This window comes from Pseudoalteromonas sp. J010 (assembly GCF_003934235.1).
GTDB lineage: Bacteria > Pseudomonadota > Gammaproteobacteria > Enterobacterales > Alteromonadaceae > Pseudoalteromonas > Pseudoalteromonas peptidolytica.
Genome location: NZ_RDBW01000029.1, coordinates 77,815 through 97,556 on the forward strand (window position 1 = coordinate 77,815; position 19,742 = coordinate 97,556).

Here is a 19,742-nt window from a genome sequence, read left to right on the forward strand (position 1 = left end):
TAAAAGCAAATCCGATGCCTAATAAACGCCTCTATGCCAGCACCAACTATTCAAAACGCCAAAATGCTTATCGTTGAAGATCAACCATTAGCATTGAGCTATATGAAACAATCTTTGGAGCAGCTAGATTTTAGAAACTTAAAGTTTGCAGAAAGTGCAGATGCAGCTAAAGAGCTCTGTACCATTAATAAATTTGATCTTATCGTCTGCTCTTTTGGTTTAACAAAGAAACAAAATGGCTATCAGTTTTATGAAGAGCTTCGTGCTAAACAGTTAATTCGCTCAAGCACCGCTTTTATTTTTATTTCTTCAGAAACCAGCCCTGAGCTAGTTCATAGCATTATTGAGCTACAGCCAGATGACTTCTTGGTAAAACCTTTTTCAATAAAAGAATTACAATACCGTATTGAACGAGTACTCAAGCGTAAACAAGCACTCAAACAAATAAATACACTCATAGACGATAAAAACTACTCTAAAGCACTGAAAGTGCTCGATCTTGAGCTTGATAAAAAAGAACATAACTACACTTCCCTATTGCTCAAATTGAAAGGAGAATTACTCTTAAAACTTAATCATTTAGAAGAGGCAAAATCTTTCTATAAATCAGTATTAGCCTTACAAAAGTTTACTTGGGCGAAGCTTGGGCTAGTAGAGGCACTTATTAGCAATAACGAGGACGTTATTGCCCAAAAAATGCTGAAAACTTTGATTGAACGTTCAGAGACACGATTAGCAGCGCTAGATTTGCTTAGTAAACTCGAAATAAAGCTCAATCAATATGAGAACGCTCAACAACTCTTGCAGCAGGCTATTGAAATGGCGCCGAGAAATATAAACCGGCAGCAGTCCTTAGGCCGTGTAGCTCAAATTAATCATGATTATGAAGCCAGTTATAAAGCGCATAAAGATATAGCAGCGTTTGCTAGGTACTCTATTCACGACGGCCCCGAAGTATACCTAAATGCCGCAAGAGCCGGTATCGACTTTGCTCTCAGTACAGACCAATCCGATCAAGTAACTCGCCTCACCCGCCAAACTCAAAAGTATCTCAATGACTTAAAGAGTCAATTTCCGAGTGCTCAAAATCAAGCTCAAATTGATGTGCTTAATGCACGAGTCCACTACCTGAAAGACGAACATCACAAAGCAAAGCAATTGTTAGAACAATTAGAAGATGAGACTGTAATTCGTTCCGTAGACTCAACATTAGACAAAGCTAAAGCACTTCATGAGGTAGGACTAAACCATAAAGCGCAGGAGTTATTTAACCAAGTTATCGCACACTGTGAGCGCCACCGTTCAGCAGCAGATCCAATCACCATGCGTTATCTCTACCAGCAACAGCAAGAGAAAAAAGAAATTACGATGGGGCCTAGAGAGCTTAATAACCATGCGGTAACACAATTTAATAAAGGTCAGTATGAGACTGCCTTAGAGGCCTTTACACAGGCATTTCGAGTGATGCCAAAAAATGCAGGCATCGCACTGAATCTACTGCAATGTATGAGCGATCACTGCGCTAAAACAAGTGCCACATTCAACTCAAATTTAGCCAAACGCTGCACCACCTTGCTAAATCAAGCTGAATTAGACAGCGAACAGCAAATCCGCTTTGGAAAATTAAAAGCTAAATTAAGTGAAATGAAGCTCGACTTTGAGTAGCCAACCAATAAATATTCTGGCCTTATTGCTTTTTCATTGAAAGTGCATTAACACAATAACGCAACCCACTTGGCGCAGGGCCATCTGGGAAAACATGACCTAGATGACTATCGCAAATATTACAAGTGATTTCGATGCGCGTCATTCCATGGCTCTTATCGCCATGATACGCCACCGCTTCCACTGCTGCAGGCTGTGTAAACGAAGGCCAACCAGAGCCACTATCAAACTTTTCTTCGGCATCGAATAACAACTCGTCACAGCATACACAGTAGTATTTACCAGGTTCAAAAAGCTGACAACTTTGTGAGCTAAACGGGCGCTCAGTCCCCTTTTTCCTGGTGATAATGTAAGTTTCTGGAGCAAGTTCTGATTGCCATTGCTGATCCGATTTTTCAACTCTGCGAGGAGCTACAGGATTACCATTTCTGGCAAAGTTTAATATATCTAACCACTTTAACATCTTAATTCTCTCTCTTGTTTACTTCTGTCTTGTGTTCTTCAACAGGAAGTGGCCAATCGCCAAAAAAGTAACTTAGATAGCGGCTTTTAATCAAATATAAAAGTACCCAACTCACCAACACAATTTGTACGGCAATATAAGGAGAAAAACTATAATGGGTTTTCCCAGCTTGCAAAATTAACCATGCTAAATCAAACACCGCTGTTAATATTAGAGGCAAACGCATATAACGCCAGACGGCAGCGAGCTTTGGAGAACTTGTTGGCCGCCTAAGAGAAAAGACAACAGTTGGTATAAGCGCGATACAAGCGATCGCTATCGCAACAAAAAAATGTTGTTTAGATTCAAAAAATAGCGACATTAAATCTAAGTCTGGGCGCCTTGTAAGCGCAGAGAAAGCCCAAATAAGCAATGGGCGAAGTAACACGACCAGCGCTAAATTAAAAGCGATTGGCGTACGGTAAACGCCATATTTATCCCAATATTCAGGGCCGTATCGTGTTACTGACTTCATTTGACTACTCGTATTTATTTAATAGTGCGATCAGCGCCTCTTCATCGAACACGTCAATACCTAGCTCTTGTGCCTTGGCGAGCTTAGAGCCTGCTTTTTCTCCGGCATAAACTGCATCCGTATTTTTCGACACACTACCCGCGACCTTAGCGCCAAGTGCTTGCAATCTCGCTTTAGCATCGTTGCGGTTCAATTGACTTAATGTTCCTGTTAACACTAACGTCTGCCCTGTGAGCGGCTGAGCATCTTTAGGCACAGCTGCAACCTCTTGCCACATAATACCTACTTCAATCAATGCAGTTACCACTTCTTGATTATGCTGCTCAGCGAAGAAACTGTGAATGTGCTGTGCCACAACAACACCAACATCACTGACTTGTTGTAAAGTATCAATGGAGGCGGCCATCACTTTTTCAAGCGTCAGGAAGTGATTTGCCAAGTTTTGTGCTGTCGCTTCACCAACTTCTCTGATCCCAAGCGAGTACAAAAATTTGGCCAACGTTGTTTGCTTTGCTGTTTCCAGCGCCGTAACCAAGTTTTTAGCTGATTTAGGTCCCATGCGTTCAAGAGACTCAAAATGCCCTTGCTTCAAAACGAATAGGTCGGCAGGCGTTTTGATAAGCTCACGTTCTACTAGCTGTTCAACTATCTTGTCACCAAGACCATCAATATCTAGCGCTTTTCTTGAAGCAAAATGTTTTATTGCTTCTTTACGTTGTGCACGGCACACTAAACCACCGGTACAACGCGCAACCGCTTCGCCCTCAACACGTTCAACATGCGAATCACAAACTGGGCAAGTGTCAGGAAACTCAATCTCTTTAACATCGTCAGGACGTCTATCTAGAACTACTTGCGTCACTTGAGGGATAACATCACCAGCCCGACGCACAATAACCGTATCGCCAATTTTAACACCCAAACGTGCTATTTCATCACCATTATGAAGCGTTGCGTTTGATACGGTAACGCCACCGACAAATACCGGCTCTAAGCGTGCAACAGGCGTGATTGCGCCAGTACGACCAACCTGAAACTCAACATCAAGTAATTGTGTAATCTCTTCTTGCGCCGGAAACTTAAACGCAATCGCCCAGCGCGGCGCGCGAGCGACAAAGCCTAGTTGCTCTTGCTGCGCTTTGTCATTTACTTTAATTACAACACCATCAATTTCATAGGGAAGCTCTGCGCGACGAGTCATAATATCTTGATAGTAGTTCAGCGCTTGTTGCGCATTTTCTACAAGCTTAGTTTCAGGGCTCATCGGCAGCCCCCAGCTTTGCAATTGCTGTAATTGCGCATAATGTTCACCAGCTAATGCTCCGCCTTCAACTAATCCCATTGAATAAGCATAAAACATCAATGGCCGCTTAGCTGTGATCTTAGAGTCTAATTGACGCAAACTGCCTGCGGCCGCATTTCTAGGGTTTGCAAAGGTCTTTTCGCCTTTTGCTTGCGCGGTCTCATTTAACTTATTGAAACCAGCTGTATCCATAAAAACTTCACCACGTACTTCGACTTCACGAGGGATATTTTCACCACGAAGTTTCAGCGGTATATTGCGAATAGTTTTGACATTCTCAGTGATATTCTCGCCAACTTGACCATCTCCCCTTGTTGCTGCTTGAACCAGCACTCCATCGCGATACAAAATAGATACGGCCAAGCCATCTAACTTTGGTTCACAACAAAAAGAAACATCTTTACTCGCTAACAAGCGCTCTTTTATACGCCGGTTGAATGCCGTAAATTCACTCTCGTCAAAAGCGTTATCCAGCGACAACATGGGGACCTGATGTGTTACCTGCTCAAACTTGCTAAGCGCTTCTCCTCCAACCTTCTGTGATGGAGAATCAGGGCTTTGTAACTCGGGGTGCTGCTGTTCAAGTGCCATCAATTGGCGCATTAAACGATCATATTCAGCATCAGGAATGCTAGGATTATCTAAAACATAATATTGATAATTGTATTCTTCGAGTTGCAGCCTAAGTTCAGCAACTTGAGTTTCGATGTTCTTTGACATTTAGACCTCTAAACGTAAAAAGCCACCAGCAAATGCCAGTGGCTTAGTATTTTTCTAGGAGAAGTTAAGCTGCGAATTCACGCACTTTTTCAACATAACCGCGCACAGCTTCAACAGTTAAAGGCTGACGGTCTTTATCTAGCACAGTTGCACCAAACTCTTCAGCAAGCTTTTTCGATGCGCTATGCAGCATATTAAATGCAGCCAAATTATCACCTTCACAAGGTAAAGTCATAAATAGGCTGATCCCACCGGTGTTAAATTGTTCCATGTTATCGATATCAAATGTGCCGGGGTTAAACATATTCACCAAGCGAAATAACACAGGACCATTACCAGATGGCTCTAGGTGACGGTTAAAAAAGCCTTCATCTGAGTATTTAAAACCAAGACTTAAGACAGTTGGTAATAATTTTGATCCAGCCATACTTAATCCCTCAGGCATTTCTACATGCAAAATGATGAAATCCTGCGGCTCTAGCACTGTATCGCTTGCTTCATTGTCTTGCAGATCGCGCTCGTCGGCGTCAGCCTCAGCTGAATTACCTTCGCTTCCTGACTCTAAGACGCCATCAGCAACAGGCTCTTCATCCACCGCACTGAAAGTCATTTCACCAATTTCAGGCTCGTTTGGCTCTTTGTCGGAGTTTTGCGTTTTGGGTTCTTGAGATACCTCCGATGACTGCTTTTCACTGCCCTTCTTTCGAACAGACCAAAGCCCATGAATGAGTAACCCGCCTATGACCAATGCACTGATCACGATTAATGCCCATCTTAACTCTGTGGCCATTGCTCACCTTTTTGTTGTTATGCCTGTGCCATTTGCACTGCTTGTTCTATATCTACGGCAACCATACGCGATACCCCAGGTTCAGCCATGGTCACCCCCGTCAGTCTACCCGCCATTTCCATGGCGACTTTGTTATGACTGATATAAATAAATTGTACCGTTTGCGACATTTCTTCAACCAAACGACAAAATCGTCCTACGTTTGCATCGTCAAGCGGCGCATCTACCTCATCCAGCATACAAAAAGGGGCTGGATTCAGCCTAAATATTGAAAATACCAATGATAATGCGGTCAGCGCTTTTTCTCCACCACTTAACAGATGAATTGTCGAGTTTTTCTTACCTGGCGGCCTTGCCATTATAGAAACACCACTTTCAAGCAGATCATCACTAGTGAGTTCAAGGTATGCACTGCCTCCCCCAAATACCTTAGGAAACAACTCAGCTAAGTCTTCATTTACCTGGTTGAAGGTCGCACTAAAGCGAGTTTTGGTCTCTTTATCTATTTTCCTAATTACCGATTCTAACGTGGCGAGGGCATTGCTCAAATCATCTAGTTGCGTATCAAGATACAATTTACGTGCACTCGCCTCTTCAAACTCTTCGATTGCCGCTAAATTTACCGCACCTAATTTACTCAGTTTATTACTCACTTGACTCAAATTAGCTTGGTAATGCCCAAGGTTAGCATCTTGTGGTAGCTGCTCTAACTCTGTTTTTAAAGTGCGACCCAGCGCTTCCAAAGGCTCAAGTGCAGCTTGTGCTTTTAGCATAAGGCTTTGTTCATCTAGCTTTAGCTGCTGCAAGGTTCCATTAAGTTTATTAACTTCCCCTCCTGCGTCTTTTAATACCGCTTTCTTTTGACTTAAATTTTCTTTTGCTTGCTTAAGCGCATCAAGCATCGTTTGTTTTTGTGCTTTCGCTTCTAGGTGTTTTGCCAATAAGGACTCAATTTCCTCACTGACCTCAGCAAGCGGCTCATCACAAAGTAAAATATCTTCTTGCGCCTGCTCGAGACGCAAGGTTATTTCATCATGACGATGCGCTAAATGCTCTAGCTTAGATTTACTAAGCTGTAATTCACTGTCAACTTGCTGTGATGCAAGCGTAGTGGTATGAACTAATTGCTGCGCTTCTTGTAATGCGGCGCGTCGAGATTGACTATGTTGTTTAAACTCAGTCAACTTGGCCTCGGCTAGTTGTTGTATTTCTTGTGCTTGCGCTAGCAACTCATCACGTTGTAATTGCTGTTCCGCATCAAGTTCAAGTTGTGCGATGGCCTCGGCTCGCTCTTGAGCAGTAACATCAAGTTGCTCTTGAATTTTTTGTCCTTGTTCACGCCAAACGCTCAGACTCTCATCCAGCATTTCAATTTTGGTTTTATGGCTGGCGATTGCTTGTGCTTTTTCATGAACGCATTGCTGTATTTCTAATAAGTCAGCTTGTGTGTCTTCAAGAGCAATACGTTTTTGTGCTACAACCTGCTCGGCCTCGTCGGCGAGTTGTTGCAAATGAGGAAGTTGAGTATGGCATGACTGCAATTGAGCATAGCGTTTTAATGCGCCACTCTCTTCATTGCTTTTCGCCTTGGCCTTAAAGTTATCACCTACAATAATGCCACTGACCGTCACGCCGAGAAGGAATTGTTCACACGATTTAAAGTCTGTAGATTCAGCACATAATTTTATTTTCGTTAAAAAGCTGGGGAACAGCCCTGAGCTTATTTTTGTCGCGACGGAATCAATGGGAACTTCGAGTTCGATGGGCCATAGTGTATTCATTTCGTTTTGCTCAACGACTAAATGCGTCAACCCAAGCAGTGCCGCTTCAACGCATTCTTCATACCCTGACTCAACAACAAGCTGTGATAACATAGTCGCAGCAGAAGCCTCCGACGTTTCCTCTGCCCAGCGTGATAACGCTTTTATTTCAGATTGCACTTCTTGTAACGCCTGAAGCGCTTTTTGGGCATGAGTCTGTGCCTGTAAGATTTCTTCTTTATTGGTTTGTTCTTGACCTTGCAACATACCAGCTTGGCTTTGTAATTTAGCCATCGCTTGAACCAGCTGATGATGTGCATCCTGAGCGTCAGCCAAGTCATTTTCCAACATAGAGGTGTGATGCGCTTCGGCCTGTTCCAGCAGTTCAGCCTGACGCTTGTCTATATGCAGTTTAGCTTGCTGTTGTTGCGTTAATTGACTTGCTCCTTGCTGTACCTGAGCATGTATTTGTTGATACTGTTTCTGTGCGTCACTATACTGCTTATCTAATTGAGTTTGCTCGGCGTCACTTTGCTCGTTTGTGAGCTGGAGTTCTTCCAATTGCAATAGTGCAATCTCAAGTCGTTCAGAAACTGCATCGACTTTTTCAGCGCGGCTCGCCACATACTCGGCTTGCTCGTCCTGCGCCTCAATTACTTCTTGCTGTTGTGATTTCAGTATTTGAGACTGCTCAATTAGCAGACGCTTTTTATCTGTTAGATTGACTTTCTGTTGCTCAAGCGTTGCTAACTGAGTTTCAATACGGTGAACACTATGTTGCGCTTGCTCATAGCCATCATTCAGGTGGGTAATTTCATGTTCCAGTGTTGCTAGCACAGAGTCATGACCACTGTGAGCCTCATTTAAAAATGCTAACTTTTCATTTAATTTAGCTATTTCGTTCGCTTTTTCCGCTTGCTTCTGCTCCAACGACTGCCACTTTAACACCGCTATCCACGATTTAAGATCACGCTCTTGAGATTTAAATGATTTGTATTCACTGGCCTGTTGAGCTTGAAGTGAGAGCTTATCTAACTGGCCTTGTAGCTCCTTCCTAACATCGAGTAAACGTTCCATATTTTCACGAGTACTTTTAATTCGAGTTTGTGTTTCTCGGCGGCGCTCTTTGTATTTTGAAATACCCGCAGCCTCTTCTAAAAAGACTCTAAGTTCCTGAGGTTTGCTCTCGATAAGCCGCGAGATCATACCCTGTTCAATAATAGCGTAGCTTCTTGGGCCAAGCCCTGTACCAAGAAAAATATCGGTAATATCACGCTTGCGACACTTACTACCATTTAAAAAGTAAAGGGATTGACCGTCTCGGGTAACTAAACGCTTGATAGCAATTTGATTGCGATCTGCGAAAGTACCAGGTAACCGGCCTTGAGTATTATCAAAGATGAGTTCAACTGAAGCTTGTGRAATCGGCTTACGTTTAGTGGAACCGTTAAAAATAACGTCTGTCATGGCATCGCCACGAAGGTTTTTGGCTGAGCTTTCACCAAGCACCCAGCGTACAGCGTCAATTACATTAGATTTGCCACAACCATTGGGCCCAACGACACATGTCATCTGATCAGGAAATGGGATCTTGGTTGGCTCAACAAAGGATTTAAAGCCTGCCAGTTTGATGCTGCTCAGTCGCATAGCTTATTCGTATTAATGTTTGTTATTTTTAATAAAAGCACAATTCGTTGCTAACGGCTGTAGCTTAAGCATGGCAGCGTTTAATATTATCAAGAATAATACCGGTAGCCATTGCCACATTTAATGACTCAGCACCGCCAAACGCAGGGATCGTCACTTTTTTATTGATGCAAGCCGCAATAGGGTCGCTGATACCATGAGATTCGCTGCCCATCACTAATACTGCATTGGGACTAAATTGACACTGATGCACACTTTCGCCACCAAGAAACGCACCATAGCATTCACCTTGATAGTGTTTTAAAAACGCCTCGAGATCGGTTCTCACCACATTAACCCGCACAAATGACCCCATCGTAGCACTGATAACTTTGGGGTTAAATTGATCAGCACAATTTTCACTCACGACAAGCTGCGTCAATCCATACCAATCAGCAAGGCGAATAATGGTTCCGAGATTACCGGGATCTGATACTCCATCTAATGCCAGCACCAGCCCATCAGTATTAATCTCCTGTACCGATGGCATAGGCACAACCGCAATCGCTGCATTATTTGACACTAAAGTGCTTACTTTTGTCAGCACTTCCTCTTCAGCCTCCACGCAGGTAGTAGTGGCGAGCTTGGCTTCATACTTTGTCAAAAATTCACTGGTGGCAAACAACTGCTCGATGGCCAATCCTGCATCAACTAACTCAATCACATTTTTTTCGCCTTGTACTAGATACAGGCCATGTTGTTTGCGATATTTTTTTTGCCCTAAAGCACGTAGTTGTTTTTGTTGATTCTTGGAGATCATGTGCACCTCAAAAGTTGGATTGTCCATTATACCTGTTCAGTATCCGATAATACCAATTTTACTTGACCTAAACTTGGGATAGAAAGTGAGTGAGTCAATTAAAATATCCATACTCAAAAGCGTTATATCTCGCTAGCTAAGTGTTATGTGAAGTTCAGGTTATACCAACTCCATTTGAAGGAGCAAATCATCTGCTAGCGCATTAAATCAGGAAAGTATGTTATCTTGTGCCAAATAATACAGGGTACAGAGGTTAATATGTCACCTGAGCTAACGCTTATTCTGCTTAATTTTATCCTTCTTTTTATTGCTTACGCTTTCGTCTATCCAAAATTACAAGATAAGTCCTTTGCCAATATCGGCAAACAAGACCTATTGGTGACGGCGGCTTCCTTAATCGTTTCTGGAAGTCTATTTTATGGAAAAGACATTGAATTTTCTTTGGTGTTTTTTGACAGCAACTGGGTAGTATTTACTGTTGTGGTGTTTAGCGTGATGGAGATCCCATTTGGGCTGTGGTTTAAGCGTCGCTTTAACATTAAATTTGGAGAGTGAAGCTCATACTCTCCAAATAGACTTAACCTCGGGTTAACTAACCTGAGGTTTAAATAAAGGATGCTCTAATCCATTATTTTTAAAACATTGAACTGTGGTTGTTGCCTATTCACAGTTTAATTTTGCTTGCGCTTCACAACGCATTTGCGCATCTGCCAAATCCGCTCCGCCCATGCAAAAGTCAATTCTCATCAACTTTTCTTCCCGCCCGCGGCGCTGCGCATCAATAGCAGACCATCGCCAAGTTTTTATGAGTCGTTTAGCGTGCTTAGCCAATTTTTTAGATGGGGCGCTAGTAACGTGCTCAATCTCATCAGTGTTGCCATTAGCATCAATCACAACCTTAAATACGCTACACCCTGCGAGCTTACGCTTTGCTAATGCAGCTGGATATATAGGTGTACTATCAGCTTCTTTTTGCCAGATAGCAGTCTCTGTAGATGGGTTTAGCTCTGTTGACTTTACGTCGGCGTATATTGTCTTTGCCGTTGCAGTCCAGCTTGCGGCTACGATTAACATACCTATCAATAATTGAATTTTCATAAATCTTCCTTTTTATAGTATTCAAATAGAGATCCAATCTACTACTTATCGATTAAAAAGCCAAAGTCTAATTGACTTTGGCTTTCACAGGCAGCTTAGCTCACTCAGCTCGTTTTTCGCGACCAAGTAGCGCCATTGCGGCCTCTTTCACATCCTTTTGCTCATATAAGACTTGATAAATTTGCTCAGTAATAGGCATTTCGATACCGGTGCGCTTAGCTAGGAGGTAAACTTCTTTGGTATTGCGGTAGCCTTCAACTACTTGGCCTATACTTGACATAGCTTCATCTACCGATTTCCCAGTACCAAGCGCAAGGCCAAAGCGGCGATTACGTGACTGATTATCAGTACAAGTAAGAATAAGATCACCAAGCCCCGCCATACCCATAAAGGTTTCAGAACGCGCCCCTAACGCACACCCTAAACGGCAAAGTTCAGCAAGCCCTCGAGTRATCAGCGCCGTTCTGGCATTCGCACCAAAACCAAAGCCATCTGACATACCCGCGCCAATCGCGATAACGTTTTTGACCGCTCCGCCAAGCTGGATACCGATAAAGTCTTCGTTGCTATACACTCTAAACGAGCGGCCGCAATGCAGTAACTCCGCAAGCTCTTCACGGAACTTTGCGCAAATAGAAGATACGGAAATCGCAGTGGGTAATCCCGCAGCCATTTCTTTTGCAAAGGTAGGCCCACTTAGCACCGCCAGCGGCACATCGTCACCCAACACATCCAGTGCAACCTCTTGCAACAGTCGCCCGGTATTTGGTTCGAGCCCTTTGGTTGCCCACGCGACTTTTGCATTTTCAAGTAGCATAGGTTTAATCTTCTTTAGCGTGTCTGCAAACGCATGACTTGGCACAACCACCAAAATACGCTCGCTAGACTTAACAGCCGTTTCTAAATCAGCCTCAAGGTCAAGCGTGTTTGGAAACTGGATGTCTGGAAGATAACGTTGGTTTTTACGCTCAGCTGCTAGCGCCTCAACGTGTTCGCTATTGCGTCCCCATAATGTCACTTGATGACCATTTCGGGCAAAACAAATAGCAAGGGCGGTGCCATAAGACCCCGCCCCTAATACTGTTACAGCTGATTTTGCTGTACTCATCAATTATGCGTCAGCAGTTTGCTCAGGCTGTGCTTGTGCTGCACGTTGCTGCATATATTGAGCAAATAATGCGTCAAAGTTAACTGGCGCAAGGTTTAACTGTGGGAAAGTACCACGGTTAACTAGGCTTGCTACCGCTTCACGCGCATAAGGGAATAGGATATTAGGGCAGAAAGCACCTAGCATGTGYGCCATTTGCATCTCTTCAAGGTCAGCAATTGCGAAAATACCAGCTTGTTGAATTTCACATAAGAATGCTGTTTCTTCACCAATTGTTGCTGTTACTGTCAATGCTAGTACAACTTCGAATACGTTATCATCAAGCTTGGCAGAACGAGTGTCCATGTCTAGCTTAACTTCTGGCGTCCACTCTTTTTGGAAGATAGCTGGCGAGTTTGGTGTTTCAAAAGACACATCTTTAGTGTAGATGCGTTGAATATTAAACTGTGCACCTTCTTGTTGTTCTGCTGCTTGGTTTTGTTCTGCCATGATTATTTCCTAAATTCTGTTGTGTTTCTGCTAATTCATTAACAGTCATTATTTAAATTACGTTACGCAACTTATCGCTTTTCAATCAATTATGCTTGCAATAAATTGTCGAGCTCGCCTCGCGCTTCAAGCGCCATCATATCGTCACATCCGCCGATATGGCGTTCAGCGATAAATATTTGTGGCACGGTGTGTCCACCATTCGCTTTTGCTATCATCTCATCACGAAGTTCAGGCTGTGCGCCAATATCATACTCCGTGTATATAACGCCTTTAGCGTCCAATAGCGCTTTTGCACGGTGGCAAAATGGGCAATAGTCTTTGGTGTAGATCACGACTTGGCTCATCATATACCTCGATTATTTTCCGTTAGAGATTGGTAAACCCGCATTTTGCCATGCGCCAATACCGCCGGATAATACAAATACTTGCTCGAATCCAGCTTTGTGCATGTTATCAGCCACAGCGGATGCTGTCATACCCGTATTACAGACTAATATAATGGGCTTCGATTTATGTTTTTCAAGACCAGCAAAATCTTTTTGCTTAAGCTTTTCAGCATTCACTTGTTCAGCTCCCGCAATATGGCCTTGGTTAAATTCTTTTACCGCTCGCATGTCAAGCACTTGACCTTCTTGACGATTTACTAACAAAGTAAGCTGCTGAGGGTTAATCTGTCTGATTTTAGAGAATTTGCTCTTAAACCAGCTGTTCAGTAGCATCGCGGCTAACACAATCCAAATAATGCTAAGTACCGGATGGTTACCTAAAAACGCAACGTATTGTTCCATTAATTTTTTCAACCAAAAGTTTTCAAATCATTAAGTGGCAGCAAGTATACCCTCTTTATTCTCGACAAAACAGACTTGTTCACATCCGCAAATATCAATTTGTATGCTGATAATTCATCACTGTGGGGCTGAATATTCATACAAAAACAGGTATTCTACTGTCAACAACCAGAGCAGCTTATATCAAGTACCGCAGTATAATTTTTCAATACTATTGCTGGTTTCTAGTTATGAGCCATCAACATCGTGCCTAATTCAGGATTTCAGGAGCGCAAATGACAGCTAAGAAAAAGCCATTGGTATTAATGATTTTAGACGGTTGGGGCTATCGCGAAGAAAGCGAAAGTAACGCTATTTTGGCAGCCAATACCCCAGTATTAGACGAACTCTGGCGCTCAGCTCCTCATACCCTAATCTCTGGGTCGGGACTTCTAAGTCCAGGTGGTGTTCACAGTCACGAAGACCATATTGTTGCAGCGATAAAATTAGCCGCTGAGCGCGGAGCCACTGTATATCTACATGCCTTTCTAGATGGCCGTGATACGCCGCCACGCAGCGCACAAGCGTCAATCGAAAAGATAGAAGCCCTGATGCAGTCTTTAAACTGTGGTCGACTCGCTTCTATTGTTGGTCGCTACTACGCAATGGATCGCGACAACCGCTGGGATCGCGTTGAATTAGCCTACAATCTAATGGTCAGTGGTGAAGCTGAATTTACCTACCAAAACGGTGTTGAAGCATTACAAGCTGCCTACGCACGCGATGAAAATGATGAATTTGTAAAAGCATCTATTATCGCTGCTGAAGGTGAGTCTGCCGCGACTATCAATGATGGTGACACAGTTATTTTTATGAACTTCCGAGCTGACCGAGCGCGTCAGATGACCCGTGCTTTTGTTGATGCTGACTTTAATGGCTTTGAAAAACACAAAGCGCCAAACCTAAGTGCTTTTGTGATGATGACGGAGTACGCTGCCGACATTAAAGCACCTATCGCTTTCGCGCCCGAAGCTTTGGTCAATGTCCTAGGTGAATGGCTAGCTAAACACAACAAAACTCAGCTACGTATCTCAGAAACAGAAAAATATGCTCACGTTACCTTCTTCTTTAGCGGTGGTCGTGAGGACTTATTTGAAGGGGAAAAACGTGAACTTATTCCTTCACCACAAGTGGCCACATACGACTTACAGCCTGAGATGAATTCAGAAATGCTAACTGATAAATTAGTGGCAGCTATTCATAGCGGTGAATTCGACGTGATTATTTGTAACTATCCAAATGGTGATATGGTTGGGCACTCTGGTGTATTCGAAGCTGCTGTAAAAGCATGCGAAGCCGTAGATAAATGTATTGGCCGTGTGGTTGCTGCGCTAAAAGAAAGTGGTGGTGAAGCTTTAATAACAGCAGATCACGGCAATGCAGAGCAAATGCTTAACCCGAAGACAGGTCAAGCTCATACCGCTCACACCAGCGAGCCTGTACCATTTATTTATGTTGGTCGTGATGCAGAGCCACAAGCAGGAAAAGCACTAAGCGATGTTGCGCCGACAATGCTACATTTACTTGGCATGGAGCAGCCTAGCGAGATGACGGGCACTCCAATAATGCGTTTAAAATAGCGGCTCACTTTTATGCCGTTAAAAACGACGCTCTCTTATGCTGCACTACTCAGTGCAGCATTGTTAATGTTAATAGCTCCTGTTAGTGCCAATGAGTCACGCACTAAGCAAGATTTAAGCGAAGTACAGCAGCAGCTTAAAGCCAGCCAACAAGCGCTCGAAAAACAGCGCAGTACAATTAAGTCACAAGAAGCTAAGCTCAAAGCGTTTGAACTTGATATAGCAAAAAGTGCCAAAGCAGTCTCACTCACCGAAGCCGGTATTAACGAAAATAAAACAGAGCAAGCGACATTAGAACGACAAAAAGACGCTCTTTTAAGTGATAAAAGCAAGTTTGAAAAGCAGCTCGCAGCTCAGTTAAAAAGCGCTTACATGACTGGCTCTCATGATTACTCAAGAATGTTACTCAATCAAGAGCATGCAACCAAGCTAGAACGCACGATTGCTTATTACGATTATTTAAACAAAGCCAGAATTGAGCAGTTAGAGCAGCTTAAAGTCGTTCGCCAAGCCTTAGCCAATACCCAAGCCGAACTCACACGCAGCCAGTCCCAGCTTGAGGCGCTGAGACGTCATCAAAAAGAACGCCTTGAAGCACTGAGAAAAGCCAAACAAGCACGGCAGAGTCAACTTGCGGACTTACACAATCAACTCAAAGAAACGCGTTCAGCAATAGCCTACCTCAAAGAAAATGAGCAAACTTTGATCCAAACGTTAGCAGAGCTTGCTAAAGCTCAGCAAGCTGCCGAAATACGACTAGATGGCTTAGCGCAATTAAAAGGCAAACTACAGCTACCGGCGAAAGGGCGTATTCAACATCGATTTGGCCAACGTAAGCATGCTGGAATGAATTGGAAAGGCGTACTAATAGGAGCAAAAGAAGGGGCTGACATAACCAGTGTCGCTCCAGGGCAAGTCGTATTCGCCGATTGGTTAAATGGCTTTGGCTGGGTCATGGTACTGGATCATGGTCATGGCTTTATGAGTCTGTACGGTCATGCCCAAACACTGTTGTTTGATGTTGGCGATCAAGTTCGCAGTGGCGAAGTTATCGCTTTAGTTGGACAAAGCGGCGGACAAAGAGATCCTGGTCTATACTTCGAGATACGGCATAAAGGAAGCGCTGTCGATCCGATAAAATGGTGCAGATCCAGTTAACTGATTAACCCGTGCTGCACCTTGATGAGGAGCAGCACATGAATAGACAAACTCGTTTCTATGCGCTTGCGGCACGCTATGTCGCACTGTTAGGTATTTTACTGTTACTAAGCTTTAGCGCGCTAAGTCAAACACCTGCAAAAAAGTTTTCCGCTCAAGAAATGGATGAGATCCTATATCATATCCATACCTATTACGTTGAGGATTTACCACTTAGCCGTTACAACCAAAGTAACCTTTCCAGTTTGTTTGACAACCTAGATCCTTACTCTAAATATTTAGATTCAGAAGAATTAGAAGCCATATTCAGCGCTGCAAACGGTCGCTATACAGGGCTTGGTATTGAAGTAGAAGAACAAGGGAATTATGTAACCATTGTAGATACGCTCCCAAATTCTCCGGCAGAGATAGCTGGTATTGAGCGCGGCGATAAGCTCTCATTGATTAATAACATTGACGTCACCGGAAAGACAATAGCCGAAGTTTCCGCGCTACTCAAAGCCGCTAACAAAAACCAGCTGCAGTTGGTGGTACTAAGAGGCTCAAGCGCAGTCAATATCGCATTAAAACGACAAGAGATCGTGCTCGAAAGTGTTGCCAGTAAACTACTCAAAGATGGCACCGGTTTTTTGAGTGTAAATAGCTTTAATCACCATACGTACCACGATGTTGCAAGACAAATAAACTACTTACAGTTGCAATACGGTGACGCCTTGAAAAAACTCGTCATTGACTTAAGAGATAACCCAGGCGGTACTTTAAACAGCGCGGTTGCAATATCTGATTTATTTCTGGACAGTGGCACAATAGTCACAACTAAAGGGCGCTTCTTCGATGCTAATCAAGCCTACTTCGCAAGACAAGGAGACATTCTCAATGGTGCCCCTATTGTGGTGTTGATAAACAACAACTCAGCCTCTGCTGCTGAAATACTGGCAGCTGCGCTAAAAGATAATAAACGAGCACTGGTTGTAGGGTTGCGCTCATATGGTAAGGGCTCAGTGCAGTCTCTTATCCCTATCGGAAATGGCACCACCGCACTAAAATTAACCACAGCCAGATATTACACACCCACAGGGACATCAATAGAGGGCACGGGTGTAGAGCCTGATGTATATTTCACCAAACAAGCGCTTTCCCTGCTCGATAAAAGCGCTATAATCACTGGTGAAGAATCCATCAAAACAAATGGCATTGAACAACTTGCATCACATTGGCCAAAGGCGTTTGCATTAGTTCAATCACAATAATGAAAAGCCGCTAAGTAAGGCGGTAAACTATAACAATAAGATCGTGTGCTAATAAAAATTATCGGGTTAATGCTGGCCTGTATAACATTCGCAGTGCCAGCAAAACAATTTGCTATTGTGATTGATGATATTGGAAATCATCAACGTGATTTAGAATTACTCTCTCTACCAGGTGGGATCACTTTTTCGATTCTGCCTCACACGCCTTATTCTCAGCAATTTGCATTTGCCGCCAGCCGTCAACAACGAGAGCTAATGCTGCATGTTCCTATGCAGGCAAAAGACCCTAACAAGGCATTAGGGCCCGGCGCTTTAACGGTAGGTATGGAAAAGTGGCAGCTACAAATGACACTTGGTAACGCATTATCTACCTTGCCCCAAGTAAAGGGTGTGAATAATCACATGGGGTCAGCATTAACAGAACAAATTGATCCCATGAAATGGACGATGGAAATACTAAAAAAACGTAGCCTATACTTTTTAGATAGCCGTACCACCAGCCACAGTCAGGCGCAGTATGCAGCCAACCTATATGGAGTAAAAAACATCGCTCGACAAGTCTTTTTGGACAATGATGTATCCGATGTTGCACTTAATACCCAGTGGCAAAAGATGCTTAAATTACTTGAAAGCCACCAACAAGTTATTATTATTGCACACCCATACAAGGAAACAGCTGCATTTCTTGCAACCAAATTAGCTGAGCTTGAAAGTACTGACATCGAATTAGTTCCTGTGTCTCAACTGGTTGAACAAAAATACGTAAGACTGGCGGAAACTGCTGAGCAACATGCTATTTCCGGACAATTACGACTTCAGGAATAAAGACTAACAATGATTACCATCAGACAGTTTCAATGCGGCGAAGAAGCCGTATTACGTAAGCTTATGTTTGACACGATACGCTCTGTCACTATCAAGCATTACTCTGATAACCAAGTCAAAGCATGGGCACATACCGACATAGCTGATGAGAGCTGGCAAGACCGATTAAGGAGTAATCAGCCCCTTGTGGCCGTGCTGAACGGTAAAATTGTTGGTTTTGCTGATATCCAAGCTAACGGACTGATTGATCATTTTTTTTGTCATGCAGAACATCAAGGCCAAGGCATAGGGAAAGCACTTATGCTGGCACTTTTAGAACACAGCAGAACAACCAACATAACGCGCTTATTTTCCCATGTTAAAAACGGCTAAACCTTTCTTTGAGCGTTTTGGTTTTGATGTGATAAAAGAACAGCAGGTGAATGTTCGTGGCGAAGTGCTAACTAATTACCTAATGGAAAGAGTTATGCCTACCCGCTAGCAGGCATAGAAGCCCTCTTCTTTAGTCAATGGGCGCAAACTGTTTTGGTAAAACACTAAATTGCAAGGATGGGTTTTGCTGCATCCATTTTTTCTTGTTAGGAATTTGGATCTTAAACTCATCATCCGTCATAAACTGTTGAGTTTTACCTTTTGCATCCACAAACTGAATTGATGCAGGTTCAGAAAATGTAAATTCCAGTTCATCAAAATTAGGAGCAAGCCAAGACAAACTTCCTGCCATCAACTCAACAAAAGCGTCCATATCCTCCAAAAGGATAAACAAATCGCGATATTTAACCTGCTGTCTAGTCAGCGGCGCTATATCGGTATTAACCATAATCGCAACAGCGTCTTTTTCTTGGTTGATCACTAAGTTGACTTCATCTGCGCGGGGCTGCGGTAGAATAGGCAAATCGATATTGCCATCTTTATCTATGATGCCATTGGCAATGACTTTACCATCGTGCTCGAGCCAAAGTTTAACCTCTTCTAGTTTGAGCTCTGGCTGCTTCACTTCCACGGTAAATTTAGACAAGATATATTGCGACTGCGCTTTGTTGGCAATTAAATCTAGAATTTTATTAATTTCGCCATATTCCACACTTCGCTCGGCTGCAAAAACTGAGTTGCAAAGCAAACTCGCAGCAGTACCTAACATCAGTAACTTTTTCATCGGGTTATCCTTTTTATTGTTATTTTAATAAGAGCTAAGGCACGACAAATAGTTCAAAACTTGATCTCAATGCCGTACATTAAAGTCGAATCAAGCTACACTCAATGGTAAGACTGTGTAGTGAAAAGGAGTAACCAATGACTCAAACCGTAGCTGATTTAATGACACCAGATCCATTCGCCGTTAGTGCTGAGAATACCTTGCAAGATGCGCATAACTTAATGAAAGAGAAAAATGTTCGTCATATTCCAGTGATTGACCAAAGCGGTACTTTGGTGGGCATGCTGACTCAAAAGATCATGATTGCCAAAGTCATGGGAATTATGGCCACCTATGGCGCAAATGCACTAGCTCGTAAAGAAAAGCAAACTAAAGTTTTGGATATTATGGCAACAGATTTTGCAAGTGTGCAACCGGATCAATCCCTACAAGATGTGGTACGTTTTTTTGTTGATAATCGACATGGCTGTATGCCGGTGGTAGATAAGCAAAACAAGCTGGTTGGCATACTCACATCTTCAGATTTTGTTCGTCTGGCTGCGGCACTGCTGTCTTGAAAATAATGAGGCTACTCCATGAACGGAGCA

General features: G+C 43.1%; 20 protein-coding genes. 8 read left to right on the top strand and 12 right to left on the bottom strand.

Features of this window, described 5'->3' with window-relative positions; all coding sequences use genetic code 11:
* Nucleotides 1-33: 33 nt before the first annotated feature.
* The gene (locus EAG18_RS15620) at nt 34-1,665 is read left to right on the top strand and encodes a response regulator (RefSeq protein ID WP_125253302.1); all 1,632 of its coding nucleotides are present in this window, start codon (nt 34-36) and stop codon (nt 1,663-1,665) included.
* A gap of 22 nt (nt 1,666-1,687) precedes the next feature.
* Here the strand turns inward: EAG18_RS15620 and msrB are convergent, their stop codons facing one another.
* The 6 genes from msrB to EAG18_RS15650 form a co-directional block, all read right to left on the bottom strand.
* Nucleotides 1,688-2,128, bottom strand: coding sequence for a peptide-methionine (R)-S-oxide reductase MsrB (gene msrB, locus EAG18_RS15625; RefSeq protein ID WP_125253303.1), 441 nt, complete (start codon nt 2,126-2,128; stop codon nt 1,688-1,690).
* 1 nt (nt 2,129) lies between these two features.
* On the bottom strand, nt 2,130-2,642 hold the full coding sequence (locus tag EAG18_RS15630) for a DUF2919 domain-containing protein (RefSeq protein WP_125253304.1): 513 nt from the start codon (nt 2,640-2,642) through the stop codon (nt 2,130-2,132).
* A 4-nt stretch (nt 2,643-2,646) separates the two neighbouring features.
* Nucleotides 2,647-4,665, bottom strand: coding sequence for an NAD-dependent DNA ligase LigA (gene ligA / locus EAG18_RS15635; RefSeq protein ID WP_125253305.1), 2,019 nt, complete (start codon nt 4,663-4,665; stop codon nt 2,647-2,649).
* 64 nt (nt 4,666-4,729) lie between these two features.
* The gene (gene zipA / locus EAG18_RS15640; protein ID WP_125253306.1) at nt 4,730-5,455 is read right to left on the bottom strand and encodes a cell division protein ZipA; all 726 of its coding nucleotides are present in this window, start codon (nt 5,453-5,455) and stop codon (nt 4,730-4,732) included.
* A 17-nt stretch (nt 5,456-5,472) separates the two neighbouring features.
* Nucleotides 5,473-8,862 carry an AAA family ATPase gene (locus EAG18_RS15645; protein ID WP_125253307.1) on the bottom strand — a complete coding sequence of 1,130 codons (3,390 nt, stop codon included), beginning with the start codon at nt 8,860-8,862 and terminating at the stop codon, nt 5,473-5,475.
* Nucleotides 8,863-8,926: 64 nt separating this feature from the next.
* Nucleotides 8,927-9,661 (bottom strand): RNA methyltransferase, encoded by a 735-nt coding sequence (locus tag EAG18_RS15650; RefSeq protein ID WP_185745607.1) that lies wholly within the window; start codon nt 9,659-9,661, stop codon nt 8,927-8,929.
* A 258-nt stretch (nt 9,662-9,919) separates the two neighbouring features.
* Here EAG18_RS15650 and EAG18_RS15655 point away from each other — a divergent pair, with 258 nt between their 5' ends.
* Nucleotides 9,920-10,216, top strand: a complete 297-nt coding sequence (locus EAG18_RS15655) for a hypothetical protein (protein WP_125253309.1) — start codon at nt 9,920-9,922, stop codon at nt 10,214-10,216.
* Nucleotides 10,217-10,321: 105 nt separating this feature from the next.
* Here EAG18_RS15655 and EAG18_RS15660 read toward each other — a convergent pair whose 3' ends face one another.
* The 5 genes from EAG18_RS15660 to EAG18_RS15680 all read right to left on the bottom strand — a co-directional run bounded on the left by EAG18_RS15660 (nt 10,322) and on the right by EAG18_RS15680 (nt 13,147).
* On the bottom strand, nt 10,322-10,759 hold the full coding sequence (locus EAG18_RS15660) for an energy transducer TonB (protein ID WP_125253310.1): 438 nt from the start codon (nt 10,757-10,759) through the stop codon (nt 10,322-10,324).
* 100 nt (nt 10,760-10,859) lie between these two features.
* Complete coding sequence (gpsA, locus tag EAG18_RS15665; protein ID WP_125253311.1) at nt 10,860-11,867, bottom strand: NAD(P)H-dependent glycerol-3-phosphate dehydrogenase; 1,008 nt, start codon at nt 11,865-11,867, stop codon at nt 10,860-10,862.
* Nucleotides 11,868-11,870: 3 nt separating this feature from the next.
* Complete coding sequence (gene secB / locus EAG18_RS15670; protein ID WP_125253312.1) at nt 11,871-12,356, bottom strand: protein-export chaperone SecB; 486 nt, start codon at nt 12,354-12,356, stop codon at nt 11,871-11,873.
* 89 nt (nt 12,357-12,445) lie between these two features.
* Nucleotides 12,446-12,703, bottom strand: a complete 258-nt coding sequence (gene grxC / locus EAG18_RS15675; RefSeq protein WP_167508272.1) for a glutaredoxin 3 — start codon at nt 12,701-12,703, stop codon at nt 12,446-12,448.
* Nucleotides 12,704-12,715: 12 nt separating this feature from the next.
* The gene (locus EAG18_RS15680) at nt 12,716-13,147 is read right to left on the bottom strand and encodes a rhodanese-like domain-containing protein (RefSeq protein ID WP_125253314.1); all 432 of its coding nucleotides are present in this window, start codon (nt 13,145-13,147) and stop codon (nt 12,716-12,718) included.
* Nucleotides 13,148-13,422: 275 nt separating this feature from the next.
* Between EAG18_RS15680 and gpmI the strand changes: the two genes are divergently transcribed.
* The 5 genes from gpmI (at nt 13,423) to EAG18_RS15705 (ending at nt 18,371) form a co-directional block, all read left to right on the top strand.
* The gene (gene gpmI, locus EAG18_RS15685; RefSeq protein WP_125253315.1) at nt 13,423-14,766 is read left to right on the top strand and encodes a 2,3-bisphosphoglycerate-independent phosphoglycerate mutase; all 1,344 of its coding nucleotides are present in this window, start codon (nt 13,423-13,425) and stop codon (nt 14,764-14,766) included.
* Nucleotides 14,767-14,778: 12 nt separating this feature from the next.
* Nucleotides 14,779-15,924 carry a peptidoglycan DD-metalloendopeptidase family protein gene (locus tag EAG18_RS15690; protein WP_125253316.1) on the top strand — a complete coding sequence of 382 codons (1,146 nt, stop codon included), beginning with the start codon at nt 14,779-14,781 and terminating at the stop codon, nt 15,922-15,924.
* 38 nt (nt 15,925-15,962) lie between these two features.
* Nucleotides 15,963-17,174: a S41 family peptidase gene (locus EAG18_RS15695; RefSeq protein ID WP_125253317.1), complete on the top strand. Its 1,212-nt coding sequence runs from the start codon at nt 15,963-15,965 to the stop codon at nt 17,172-17,174.
* An 81-nt stretch (nt 17,175-17,255) separates the two neighbouring features.
* A complete protein-coding gene (locus EAG18_RS15700) occupies nt 17,256-17,999 on the top strand; it encodes a divergent polysaccharide deacetylase family protein (protein WP_125253344.1) in 744 nt (247 codons plus the stop codon).
* Nucleotides 18,000-18,008: 9 nt separating this feature from the next.
* Nucleotides 18,009-18,371: a GNAT family N-acetyltransferase gene (locus EAG18_RS15705; RefSeq protein WP_275557315.1), complete on the top strand. Its 363-nt coding sequence runs from the start codon at nt 18,009-18,011 to the stop codon at nt 18,369-18,371.
* 130 nt (nt 18,372-18,501) lie between these two features.
* Here EAG18_RS15705 and EAG18_RS15710 read toward each other — a convergent pair whose 3' ends face one another.
* A complete protein-coding gene (locus tag EAG18_RS15710; RefSeq protein ID WP_125253318.1) occupies nt 18,502-19,155 on the bottom strand; it encodes a DUF2987 domain-containing protein in 654 nt (217 codons plus the stop codon).
* 137 nt (nt 19,156-19,292) lie between these two features.
* On the opposite strand from EAG18_RS15710, the gene EAG18_RS15715 reads away from it, so the two are divergent.
* Complete coding sequence (locus EAG18_RS15715) at nt 19,293-19,712, top strand: CBS domain-containing protein (protein ID WP_125253319.1); 420 nt, start codon at nt 19,293-19,295, stop codon at nt 19,710-19,712.
* Nucleotides 19,713-19,742 lie beyond the last annotated feature (30 nt).